At 60.7% G+C, this 11,862-nt stretch carries 12 protein-coding genes; 7 read left to right on the top strand and 5 right to left on the bottom strand.

Going from position 1 to position 11,862, the window contains the following annotated elements; translation table 11 throughout:
• The first annotated feature begins 229 nt into the window (after nt 1-229).
• From ACIQJ2_RS15680 to ACIQJ2_RS15665, 4 genes are all read left to right on the top strand, one after another.
• Nucleotides 230-1,015, top strand: a complete 786-nt coding sequence (locus tag ACIQJ2_RS15680) for a L,D-transpeptidase (protein WP_400667658.1) — start codon at nt 230-232, stop codon at nt 1,013-1,015.
• A 223-nt stretch (nt 1,016-1,238) separates the two neighbouring features.
• Nucleotides 1,239-1,937, top strand: coding sequence for a L,D-transpeptidase family protein (locus tag ACIQJ2_RS15675; RefSeq protein WP_400667660.1), 699 nt, complete (start codon nt 1,239-1,241; stop codon nt 1,935-1,937).
• 306 nt (nt 1,938-2,243) lie between these two features.
• On the top strand, nt 2,244-2,915 hold the full coding sequence (locus ACIQJ2_RS15670) for an outer membrane beta-barrel protein (RefSeq protein ID WP_199149222.1): 672 nt from the start codon (nt 2,244-2,246) through the stop codon (nt 2,913-2,915).
• Between the two features lie 75 nt (nt 2,916-2,990).
• Entirely contained in the window at nt 2,991-3,338 is a 348-nt protein-coding gene (locus ACIQJ2_RS15665; protein ID WP_400667662.1) for a DUF6881 domain-containing protein, read from the top strand.
• Between the two features lie 147 nt (nt 3,339-3,485).
• On the opposite strand, the gene glcF is transcribed toward ACIQJ2_RS15665, so the two are convergent.
• The 3 genes from glcF to ACIQJ2_RS15650 are packed head-to-tail and all read right to left on the bottom strand — an operon-like array spanning nt 3,486 to nt 7,457.
• Nucleotides 3,486-4,805, bottom strand: coding sequence for a glycolate oxidase subunit GlcF (glcF, locus tag ACIQJ2_RS15660; protein WP_400667664.1), 1,320 nt, complete (start codon nt 4,803-4,805; stop codon nt 3,486-3,488).
• A 16-nt stretch (nt 4,806-4,821) separates the two neighbouring features.
• Entirely contained in the window at nt 4,822-6,021 is a 1,200-nt protein-coding gene (locus ACIQJ2_RS15655) for an FAD-binding protein (RefSeq protein WP_400667666.1), read from the bottom strand.
• Nucleotides 6,018-7,457, bottom strand: coding sequence for an FAD-linked oxidase C-terminal domain-containing protein (locus ACIQJ2_RS15650; RefSeq protein WP_400667668.1), 1,440 nt, complete (start codon nt 7,455-7,457; stop codon nt 6,018-6,020). The genes ACIQJ2_RS15655 and ACIQJ2_RS15650 overlap by 4 nt, the downstream gene beginning before the upstream one ends.
• A gap of 121 nt (nt 7,458-7,578) precedes the next feature.
• Here ACIQJ2_RS15650 and ACIQJ2_RS15645 point away from each other — a divergent pair, with 121 nt between their 5' ends.
• The 3 genes from ACIQJ2_RS15645 (at nt 7,579) to ACIQJ2_RS15635 (ending at nt 9,994) form a co-directional block, all read left to right on the top strand.
• Nucleotides 7,579-8,475, top strand: coding sequence for a LysR family transcriptional regulator (locus ACIQJ2_RS15645; protein WP_400667670.1), 897 nt, complete (start codon nt 7,579-7,581; stop codon nt 8,473-8,475).
• 169 nt (nt 8,476-8,644) lie between these two features.
• Entirely contained in the window at nt 8,645-9,142 is a 498-nt protein-coding gene (locus ACIQJ2_RS15640; protein WP_400667672.1) for a hypothetical protein, read from the top strand.
• Between the two features lie 114 nt (nt 9,143-9,256).
• A complete protein-coding gene (locus ACIQJ2_RS15635) occupies nt 9,257-9,994 on the top strand; it encodes a hypothetical protein (protein WP_400667674.1) in 738 nt (245 codons plus the stop codon).
• Between the two features lie 69 nt (nt 9,995-10,063).
• Here the strand turns inward: ACIQJ2_RS15635 and ACIQJ2_RS15630 are convergent, their stop codons facing one another.
• Both ACIQJ2_RS15630 and ACIQJ2_RS15625 read right to left on the bottom strand, forming a co-directional pair.
• Nucleotides 10,064-10,423, bottom strand: coding sequence for a hypothetical protein (locus ACIQJ2_RS15630; RefSeq protein WP_400667676.1), 360 nt, complete (start codon nt 10,421-10,423; stop codon nt 10,064-10,066).
• Nucleotides 10,424-10,680: 257 nt separating this feature from the next.
• Nucleotides 10,681-11,844 carry an adenosylhomocysteinase gene (locus ACIQJ2_RS15625; protein WP_400667678.1) on the bottom strand — a complete coding sequence of 388 codons (1,164 nt, stop codon included), beginning with the start codon at nt 11,842-11,844 and terminating at the stop codon, nt 10,681-10,683.
• Nucleotides 11,845-11,862: the final 18 nt, after the last annotated feature.

Raw genomic sequence — 11,862 nt, 5'->3', positions numbered from 1 at the left:
AATCAAACGCTTAAAATCATAGCGCATTTCAACGATCGCGCATTCCGATTCCAGATTTACCACTTGCAAACCATATTTCCAAACCAGCCGGTAACCCTGATAAAGCTTTATCGGCTTCTCGGCATTTTGATGAACAGATGTTTACCATTCGCTCGCGCGCAAGTGGCACCATGGCTTCGACCGGGTGCTTTCGCGCCCATCCTCGGCCCATGTGTAGAGAGTTTGTCCGATGATGAAACATGCCGTTCTGTGCGCTGCCGGCGCTCTGAGCCTGCTCGCCTCTTCCGCCCTTGCAAATGATCGCTATCAGTCGCGCCCGCCCGTTATCGTCAGCCCCGACCTGACCGCTCCCTGGGTGACGCAGCTTGGCGGCGGCAACGTGCAGCCGGTCGTCTACCCCGTTCGTCCGGGCGCGCGCCGCGCCGCCGATCCCCGCATGGAACAGCAGGGCAATCCGCAGGTTCGCCAGGTCGTGCAGCCCCGTGGCCTGTTCTCGCGCCCGGTCGTACAGCAGGTCGCCATGGCCCGTCCGCAATATCCGGCAATCCGCGGCCAGATCGACCCGCAATTCCTGCCGCAGATCGTCGACTACCAGACGAAGGAAAAGCCGGGCAGCATCGTCATCGATACCAATAATCGCTTCCTCTATCTCGTCATGGAAGGCGGCAAGGCACGCCGCTACGGCGTCGGCGTCGGAAAGCCCGGCTTCGAGTGGGCCGGCGCCCATACCGTCACCCGCAAGCAGGAATGGCCGGATTGGACGCCGCCGTCCGAAATGGTCGCACGAGAGGCTGCAAAAGGGCACTATCTGCCGGCTCGTATGGAAGGCGGCGAAGCCAACCCGCTCGGCGCGCGCGCCATGTATCTCGGCTCCACACTCTATCGCATCCATGGCACCAATGCGCCGTGGACGATCGGCAGCGCCGTTTCCTCCGGCTGCATTCGCCTGCGCAACGAAGATGTCACCGACCTCTACAACCGCGTGAAGGTCGGCACCCGCGTCGTGGTCATGTAATCAAGGGGGCACGAACGAAAGGCGTGGCGAGCTTGGCCGAAAGAGGCCTGGAAATGCGCCACGCCAATACCGCTTCCCTCTATAATATTGGCGCGACTATTCCTCGCGCACTGATAGAAGAAAGTCCTGCTTGGTCGGGCGATTCTTTGCATCGGCCATTTTGATCTTGATCCCCCCGTTGCTTCCGGTAGTTTCCTGCTGAAATCAGTGAGGGGAATGACATATGAAAACAGGACTATCCGTCGTTGCGGCAAGCGTCGTTGCGACGTTTCTTCTTGCGGCTTCGAATGCCGCAGCTTTCACCGCTTCTGCTCCCGGCGTCACGCCTGCCACCCGCAGCGATGTAGTCCGGGTTGCCGTGCAGCCTCAGGGCCAGGTCAAGCCTCAGTTCCAGCGGCGGCTGGTTCGGCTGTCGACGAACGAAGCGCCGGGCACGATCATCATCGACACCAACAACAAGTACCTCTATCTCGTCGAAGGCAACAACCGCGCGAGACGCTACGGCATCGGCGTCGGGCGCGAAGGCTTCGGATGGTCCGGCGTGGTCAAGGTCGGCCGCAAGGCTGAATGGCCGGGTTGGACGCCGCCGCCGGAAATGCGCATCCGCGAGGCCAAGAAGGGCCACAAGCTACCGGCCTATCAGGAAGGCGGCGAGGACAACCCGCTCGGCGCGCGCGCCATGTACCTCTATCGCAACGGCAACGACACCGCCTTCCGCATCCATGGCACCAATCAGCCCTGGAGCATCGGCCTGAACATGTCTTCCGGCTGCATCCGCATGATGAACAAGGATGTGACGGATCTCTACGATCGTGTTCCGATCGGCACGAAGGTCATCGTCGTCGGCCCCGGCAACAAGCAAGGCGAAGTCAGCTATCAGGATCGCGGCGTTGACGTGTTGAGAACCATGTTCGGCGGCTGATCGGCCTGTTGATCCGACGCGACCTCCAAGCTTCCACCGTCAAGAGCGCCCCGGGTGATTCGGCAATCGTCGGCACCGGGGCGTTTCCATGTGAATATCGCGCATCCCTTGTCGCCTGCAAGAAACACACTGTTGCGCCGCCGCTACAGCTGCAAGCCTATAGGGCTACCCTACCCGCAAGACCCATTTACATTCAGTTTCATGTCAGTTCTTCTGCCTATGCGGCTCTAGTCACTAGTGACTGTAATGGAAGCATAATTGTAGCGTGCTTGGATAAGTAACACTTTCGCCATCCGGGGATTCTTCATGCATCGTGCATTTCGTATCAAGCAACCGGCCATGACCGCAGTTGCGATTTCGGCATTTCTATTCGCCGCCGGCTCGGCTTCGGCGGAAATGCAGTTCTCGGCCTATGGCGGCTTTCAGGGTGCGACCGGCAGCAACGTGACGACGTCCGACGGGGCGGATTTCGACCCCAATTGGTCGGGCAAATCCTTCAAGATGCCGCCCTATTTCGGTTTCCGCGGAATCTGGTGGCTCGATCAGTTCGACAAGCCGAACTGGGGTGTCTCGCTCGACTATACCCATGCGAAGGTCTATGGCGATCTCGGCAACACGCCCGGCTGGTCGCATTTCGAATTTACCGATGGCCTGAACATGCTGACGCTGAACGCGCTCTATCGCTTTCAGGATTCAAGCCGCAACTGGACGCCCTATGTCGGCCTCGGCGCCGGTATCAACGTCCCACATGTCGAAGTTACCCGCGCCTCCGGCACGACCTTCAACTATCAGTTTGGCGGCGCATCGCTGCAGGCCCAGGCTGGCGTCAGCTATCAGTTCGCCCAGCACTGGTCGACCTTCGTCGAATACAAGGGCAACTACAACTTCATAAACGACGTCTCCATCGACAGCGGCGATACGCTGAAGACCCGCGTCTTCACCCACGCCATCAACTTCGGCGTCTCGTTCAACTTCTAAAATCATATCGCTCGAGGCTTGATCGATCCCCCGGACCATTTCTGGCTTGGGGGATTATGTGATACTTAATAGCCCATGAGCCTTTCCTATTATCGGTGTGACTGGATTCACCCCGCGAGCGAGGAACCTGTCATCGTCTATTACGAGGTCGATGCCTCGGGCGATGTCCCGCGACTTATCGACGTGTTCGCCGACGGCAGACGGCAATGCATGGCTGTTGTCGATTTTGCCCTGCTGGGGCGCGACCGGCGGCGCATAACCAGCTTGGTCGAAGGCTCGTTCTACGATGGTATCGCAGGGCTGGTCGACGGCCTCTTCTTCGAGGAGGGCCAGGAGCGCATCAGCATGACGCGCATCGTCGCCGACAAATTCGAGATCGAATGGCAGGCTCATCGCGCCGGGGCTGGAGAAGAGCTGAACTGACACGGCTCAAGCCTTTCCGCCTTTGTTCGAAACGCGAAAACGCTCTCTGTCCTTTTGTATTTACGCAATCCCGGACGGAAAACCGCTTCGCACTTTTCCTGGAATTGCGCTCGCCGGAGCAACGAAAGCAGCTTTTCCGGACGCCGTTCAGACGACAGACGGCTGCAATCCCTTCAGCTTGGTCGGCATTTCGCCGCCATAGGCCCAGTCCAGCAACTCTACCGTATGCAGGATGGGGATACCCGTTCCTGTGGCGATCTGCGTGATGCAGCCGATATTCCCCGTCGCGATGACATCGGCTTTCGTCGCCTCGATATTCCTGACCTTGCGGGCCTTCAACTCGGCCGAAATCTCCGGCTGCATGATGTTGTAGGTGCCCGCCGAGCCACAGCAAAGATGCCCTTCCGCCGGGTCGCGCACCGTAAAGCCGGCGGACTTGAGCAGAAGCTTCGGCGCCATGGTGATTTTCTGGCCGTGCTGCATGGAGCAGGCGGAATGATAGGCGACGATGATGCCCCGCGGCATATGCGAGGGCAGATCGAGGCTCGCGAGATACTCGGTAATATCCTTGGCAAGTGCCGAAACCCTTGCTGCCTTTTCGGCATAGTTCGGATCGAGACGGAGCATATGGCCATAGTCCTTGATCGTCGTGCCGCAACCCGATGCGGTGATGATGATCGCATCCAGGCCGCCCGTTTCGATCTCACGCGTCCAAACGTCGACATTGGCGCGGGCGGCGGCGAGCGCCTGCTCTTCCCGCCCCATATGATGGACCAGCGAGCCGCAGCAGACTTCGCCCTCCGGCGCCACGACCTCGACACCGAGGCGCGTCAGCAGACGGATGGTCGCTTCGTTGATGCCGGGATCGAGCACCGGCTGGGCGCATCCGGTCAGAATGGCTACGCGACCACGCCGCTCCGCTTGCGGCTCATGCCGGCCAGGCCTGGCAAAGGGGGACGGAGCCGGCACGCTGAGAGGCGCAAGATCAAGCATCGCGGCAAAGGACTTCAGTGCCGCAACACGCCTGAACACTCCCTTGAATGGCCGACCGAGGCGCGCAAGCTGCAGCGCCAGCCGGAAGCGTCCGGGGTAAGGCAGGACGGCGGCCAGCACGTTGCGCGTGATACGGTCCATCAACGGCCGCTTGTATGTATTTTCGATATGGGCGCGGGCGTGGTCGATCAGATGCATGTAATCGACGCCGGAAGGACAGGTGGTCGTGCAGGCGAGACAGGAAAGACAGCGATCTATATGCGTCGTCACCTCGGCATCGGCCGCCCTGCCGTTTTCCAGCATATCCTTGATGAGATAGATGCGGCCGCGCGGGCTGTCGAGTTCGTTGCCCAGCGTCACATAGGTGGGACAGGTGGCGGTGCAGAAGCCGCAATGCACGCATTTGCGCAGGATCGCCTCGGATTCGGCCACATGCGGATCGGCAAGCTGCTCGGGAGTGAAATTGGTTTGCATCGAACAGTATCCCCCGTCACGCCATCTTGCCGGGGTTAAAAATCCCGGCCGGGTCGAACTTTTCCTTAACCCGCGCCGAGAGCAGTGCGACGGCTTCCGGCAGCGGCTGGAACCCTGGTGTCATCGCTCGATGCGCGGGCGTGGCGCGCAGCAAGGTCGCGTGACCGCCACCCAACAGCTGGATATAGCGGCGCAGCAGGTCGCCTTCCGGCTCGGCCTCCATCCGCATCCAGACGAGGCCGCCTTGCCAATCATAATAGGCGTCGACGCCTGCTTCGAGGCGAAGAGCGGCCACGAGCTGATGGCCCGCACCAGGCGCCACCGACACGCGCCAAACCGGCCGCATGGTTCCATCCGAATAGGGTTTGACGTCGCGGATCTCCAGCCAAAGCCTGCGGCTGTCTTCCTCAGCAAGCCGTGTCGCCGAACCAAAGCGGCCCATCGCGGCAGTCAGCTTCTCGGCCCGTACGGAGACCGAGCCGGCAAGCCCCTCGACACGCAATACCGTCGCCTCCCCTCTCGGCAGCTTTCCGTCGAGAAAACACCAGCCGACGGTGAGCGGCAGATGGGCGGCTCCTGAGGCTTCAAATGGCAAGGCCATGGCGGCGGCCATGGCACTGGCGGCTTCGGCGTCGTTGAGGCCGGAAACGACGATCGTTTCCTCCGTTTTCGGCCTTGGCGGCACGCGGAAGGTCACCTCGGTCAACAGACCCAGCGTCCCATGCGAACCGGCCATGAGCTTGACGAGGTCAAGGCCCGTGACGTTCTTCATCACGCGCCCGCCGGCCTTGACGATTTCGCCCCTGCCATTGACGAAGCGAACGCCGAGCAGGCTGTCGCGTGCGGCGCCGCTGACGAAGCGACGCGGGCCGGAAATATTGGCCGCGAAAATCCCGCCAATCGTCGGCTCGCCCTCCGTCGCCATCAGCGCGCGATGATCCATGGGCTCGAACGTCATCATCTGGCCGCCTTCGGCCAGTGCCGCTTCGATCTCGGCAACCGGCGTGCCCGCACGCGCGGTCATCACCATCTCACCCGGATTGTAGGCCACGATGCCGGTGAGGCCTCGAGAAGACAGCACCGCCTCAGCGGCAACCCTATTGCCGAAGCCGGATCGCGTGTTGCCGCCGACAACGGCAAGGGCCGCACCACGTACGGCATGATCGCTGATAAGAGAGGCCGCATCCTCTTCAGTTCTTGGATGAAACTCGTTCATGCAGCGCTACGTCCGTCGAGCGGAAATACCTTGGAAGGATTGAGGATCCAGCCGGGATCGAAGGCTGATCGTACCGCCATCATCTGATCGAGATCGACCTTGGCATATTGGTGCCGCATCAGATCGCGCTTCTCGATGCCGACCCCATGCTCGCCGGTGAGACAGCCGCCGGCGTCGACGCAAAGCCGCAGAATGTCGTTGCCGGCTGCCTCGGCCTTGGCGGCATCTTCGGGATCATTGGCGTTGAAGAGGATCAGCGGATGCATATTGCCGTCGCCTGCGTGAAAGACGTTGGCGACACGCAGACCGTAACCGTCGACGATCTCAGCCGTCTTCTTCAACACGTAAGACAGCTGGCTGAGCGGCACCGTACCATCCATGCAGATGTAATCAGCGATGCGGCCGGTGGCGCCGAAGGCGGATTTCCGTCCCTTCCAGATCAACGCCGCTTCCGTTGCCGACTGGCATTCCCGCACCGTCTTGACGCCGTGGGTGCGGGCAATGGTGACGATACTGGCAAGCATATCATCCATTTCCGCCTCCGAGCCTTCCACTTCGACGATCAGCAACGCGCCAACATCGAGCGGATAGCCCGCTTTTGCAAAGGCCTCGCAGATCTCGATGGCGGGCTTGTCCATGAATTCGATCGCGACCGGAACGATGCCGGCCGCAATGACATCGGCGACACAGGCGCCTGCTTCTTCCGAGGTATCGAAACCGAAGAGCACCGGCCGGGCGCCTTCGGGCTTGGCGATCAGCCGCACCGTTGCTTCGGTGACGATCCCCAACTGGCCTTCCGAGCCGCAGACGAGGCCAAGCAGATCATATCCCGCCGCATCCAGCGCCTTGCCGCCAAGATCGACGATCGTGCCATCGGTCAGGACGAGCTTCACACCCAGCAGGTTGTTGGTGGTGACGCCATATTTCAGACAGTGCGCCCCGCCGGAATTCATGCCGATATTGCCGCCGATGGTGCAGGCCAGCTGCGAGCTTGGATCCGGTGCATAGAAGAAGCCATCGGCCGAGACGTTTTCGGAAACATTCAGGTTCGTAACTCCCGCCTGCACCGTCGCCGTGCGGTTGGGATAGTCGATATCGAGGATGCGGTTCATCTTGGAGAGGCCGAGAACAACGGCATCTTCCTGCGGTATTGCGCCGCCGGAAAGCGAGGTGCCGGCGCCCCGCGGCACAATGGGAATGCCGTAGCGGTGGCAATATTTCATGACAGCCGCCACTTCCGCGGTCGAACGCGGCAATGCCACCGCAAGCGGCACGCGCCGATAGGACACGAAAGCATCGGTTTCGAACGGAACAAGTTCGCGCGCCTCATGAATGAGACATTCCGGCGCAAGAAGATCGGCAAGGTCGGCTACGATCGTGCTGCGGCGGGCGAGAACATCCGCGCGCGGCTCCAGAAATGAAATAGCCTCGGCCATGCCGTCCTCCTCCTGCGTCCGATTTGGGGCGTCGGCTCATTTTAACGCATTACAGGCTTAGCGCTTTCCCAAATTTGGCGCAAATGATAAGCATTTATTCCAAAACAGGAAATAATCGTGCATGACCAATCTTGGGGACCTTGAAATCTTCGCCAGCGTCGTCGCCACGGGCAGCATGTCGCTGGCCGGTCGCGCGCTCGGTTTTTCTCCCGCAGTCATATCAAAACGCATCAAGCGCCTGGAAGACAGGCTCGGCACACGGCTTCTGCAACGGACGACGCGGCAGATTTCGCTGACCGAAGCCGGTCAGGGCTTCTATGACCGGGTGCTTGCCATCCTGGCCGGGCTGGAAGAGGCGGAAGCCTATATCGCCGGCCGCTCGGCGCAGATGCAGGGCACTTTAAAAATCTCCGCGCCGACCTCCTTCGGCCGATTACACATCGCCCCACATCTGAAGTCCTTTATGCAGGCGCATCCGGATCTGGCGATCAATCTGGTGCTCAGCGACGAGTTCGTCGATATCGTCGGCGGCGGCTTCGATATCGCCATCCGTATCGCCGAACTCACCGATTCGAGCCTAGTCGCTCGCAGGCTTGCGCCCGTGCGCCGGGTGCTCTGCGCCGCCCCCTCCTACATCAAGACCCATGGCATGCCCGAGGATATCGAGGATTTGCGCCGGCATATCTGCCTACCCGCGCACAACCACGATCCCTGGCGACTGGACGGCCCGCGTGGAGGCCTGACCTTCCGGCCGGAGGGCAAACTCATTACCAATTCGAGTGAAGTCATTCGGGAAGCCGTCATCGCCGGCTTCGGCATTGCGTTGCGCTCCACCTGGGACGTCGGTCCCGAATTGCGCGATGGCCGCCTCGTTCAGGTGTTGCCTGCCTATGAGGGGTCACACAATGTCACGCTGTCGGCCGTTTATCCGACCAGGCAGTTCCTGCCGGCGAAAGTGCGCGTGTTCATCGACTTCCTGACGGAACTTTATGGGCCCGTGCCCTATTGGGAGCGATAGGCGGCTGGGACCAGGGGTTTAAGGCGCAAGAAACGAACTTTGAAGATCGCCATGCACTTCGAATGGATCTCATGATAGGTTGAGGCAGTCGCATGTGCCAGCCATCATGATCGTTGGCAACGCTTAACCGCCGATCCCGACGGTCCAAACTCAAGGTGACTTCTTGGGCATGCTCGCGCACGCATTGCTGATCATCTACGCGGTCATCTCGGTGCCTGTGGTGCAGTCGGGGTCGCGGTTGCTGCTTCCTGCGGTGCTGTTCGGGTTACTTTGCGGCTGCAGCGCCCCGCAGCCGCCAGCAACAAAGCCGCAGCCCTTGTCAGGCGTGGCGCAGCTGCGGGAAGACCTCGGTTGTGGTCCCGCAATCGATTCCGCGGCGCTCGATCTCGTCACAGTGCTGAAACCGGCATTCAAGCATGTCAGCATCGAGCGGCTCAAAGTGCCCGAGACGATCGACTGGGAAAAGCTCACCGCCGGTTACCGCGAACAATTGCCGGCGGATTGGCAAGCCTCGCCCTATTCGACGGAGCACGCCCTTTATCGGCTCGCATCATGGGGCAGCGACGGCTGGTCGCCTCGCTATCTCGCCCTCGCGCTCCTGAATGAAAATGGCTGTCCGGAGCGACTGCCGTTCAAGATTGCCTTGATCGCGGTTCCGGAAAACTGAGGCTCCACTGCGCCAGCACGAGATTCATGATAATCCCTGTGCCTGACGAGCGACGACCAGGCTTGGCACAAAACCCGCTCTCCGATTGGTTCGTTCTATTCAGAGGATTGGATCATGATCACGTTACGACGGTTATCCGCATTCCTTCTGCTCCCCTTCCTTGCCATGGCGGTCGCTCCGCCGGCCAAGGCGCAGACGACCTTCCCCAACAGCTTCAACAACATGGTCATGACGGGGCAACTCATCGACCAGCAGCGGATGTTCGAACAAAGGGCCGGGCAAGGAAAGACAAGCCGTATGGGTGAGCGCCATCGTCTCGGCCCGCAGGCGTCGTCCAACCCAGCGGATTTTCAGATTGGCAGCGATCCCGCCATATCGAGCAAGGTGCACAATCTCGTCATCGGACAATTGACCAAGGACAAAGGAAGGGCAGTGGCGGAGCAAGCCGACCGTCTTTTCGGCAACGTCCGCACCACCTTTGCGAAGATGGTGCAGCCCTATGGTCTGCGCGACGACAACTTTGCCGACGTGATGGCGGCCTATATGGTCGTCATGTGGATGTCCGCAAATCAGCGAACCACGTTACCTCCCGTCGCCCAAGTGCAGGCGGTCCGCGACCAGATCGTTTCGACATGGAGGTCTCAGAGAGAAGACGCCTCGCAGCGTCAAACCAAGGCCGAAGTCGCAATGTATCAAATTTGTTCGGCCGTGGTCACGCGCGAGCAGGCGGTCACGCAGAACAGGCCCGAAATGTTGGCGACACTGGCGCAAGAGGTGAGGCAGAGCCTGTCACAACAGGGGATCGACATGAGCCGGCTCACTCTAACCGCAAACGGTTTCCAGCCGCGCTAAGCAGCGCGGACGCCGTTTGAGGCGAGGCGCAAGCTCCTCGCCGGCTTTTCGCTCGAAGCAAAGACGGCGTCAGCAGGATCCATCCGACGATTGCTTGTCGCACCACTCGAAGGTCGTCTTGAGGTCCCGGGTGGAGAATACGGTGTGACCGCGCCATGGCTCATAGCCCATCGCCGGCCGGCCATCCAGCTCGCCCGACCACCAGGGGCCGCTGCTCCTGCCGAGAAAGCCGGCAGATTTGCCCCCAAACGAAAATTGAAGATGGTGCTGACCGTCTGCGGAAACACGATCGCTGATGCTGCAAGGTTTCACCCCTTGCTGATCGACTTGGCAAAACCCCTTCCACATCGTCGGCTGGTCGTCTTGCCCCATAGCGGGGCCTGCCAGAAGCAGCACGCCGCCTATCAACCCTATCGCACGACGCCACATGACTGTCCTCCAGGAGCAGGTTGGATCCGCGTTGACAAGATAGCGTGTGCTGCGCCTGCGACCAGTCAGTCTAGCCTGGATTTCGTGTGAATCTTGCACTCGATCCGCAAGGGACCGGGTGCTCTCTTGCGAGGCCCGGAGTTCGGCTCCAAGGCGCGGCGTCGTGGGGCATTGCCGTGAAGAATACTTCCCTCAATGCATTTTCTTCCTGATCAATCCAGGTCGATGCCGCGCCTGCACACTCACGAGCCAAGCACCTACTGCGCCAGATCCAGGTAGGCGGAGGCGACCACAGCATCGATATCGGCGGGAACCGGGATGACGCAGGCCTCCTTGCCGAGCCCGCCTTTGGCGACACGCTCCAGGCAGCGAGCCTGCAGGGTGAAACCGAGATCCATGGATTCGACGGTGTTGCCGAGCGGGCGCGGCCCGGCGAGATTGGCCATATGGCCACCGCCGAGAATGTGGAAGGTACGGCCATCGCGCATACGCACGGTCTCGATATATTCGGCCTCGTAGCGATCGATATCGGCGACCTCCGGGCTGGCGCGGAATGCCTCGACGTCGATCTCATGCGGGAAGTGGCCGCCATTCATCAGAATCGCGCCATCCTTGATAAGCGACAGATCGGCTGCAGTAATGATGTTCGGATAGCCGGTAACGGTCACGAGAACATCGGCAGAGCGGATCGCCGCTTCGCGCAATGGCGTCGTGAAGCCATCGAGATGCGCTTCGAGCGTGGTGACCGGATCGATGTCGACGACGCTGACCGCGGAAAAGGCGTTGCGGAAACAGGCCGCCGTCCCCTTACCACAGGCGCCGTAGCCGAAAACTGTGACGCGCTTGCCGTTGGTGGAGCGATTGGTAAAGCGCAGATAGCTCTCGAACATGCTCTGCCCAACGGCGTGGCGGTTTTCGGCGAATTGCTTGATCGGGCTGTCATTGATGACAAGGATCGGCATGTTGAGCTTGTCGCGCATCGGCATGAGGCGGGTACGGCCGGAGGTGGTTTCTTCCGTGCCGCCGAGGAGATTGGCATAGGACCGATCGGCCGCGCGTGCAAAGAGGTCGCCGCCATTGTCGAGCAGCAGGTCCGGCTTTTCCGCCAGGATCGCATCAAGGCTTGCGCCATGCTCATCGGCATCGCGCGTCTGTGTCGCAAACATCTTGATGCCTTGGGCGCGCAGATAATCCACGGTTTCAGGCTGGGTGCTGTTGAGATTGCCGGTGCAGACGAGACCGGCGCCGCCAGCGCGCAAGGTCATCAGCAATGCCACCGTCTTCGGCTCCAGATGAATGCCGGTGCCGATGGTCAGACCGGCAAAGGGCTTTGTTTCGCGAAATTCACTGGTCGTTGCGGCGAGCAAACGGCAGCTTTGGGCAACCCAATCGATACGAGACAAAGAAGAAGGCTGATGCATGACGTGCTCCTGGCGACT

The organism is Rhizobium sp. NPDC092011 (assembly GCF_044756305.1).
Taxonomy (GTDB): domain Bacteria; phylum Pseudomonadota; class Alphaproteobacteria; order Rhizobiales; family Rhizobiaceae; genus Rhizobium.
The sequence above is the reverse complement of the archived record's forward strand: the minus strand, read 5'-3'. Positions and strand labels throughout refer to the sequence as shown.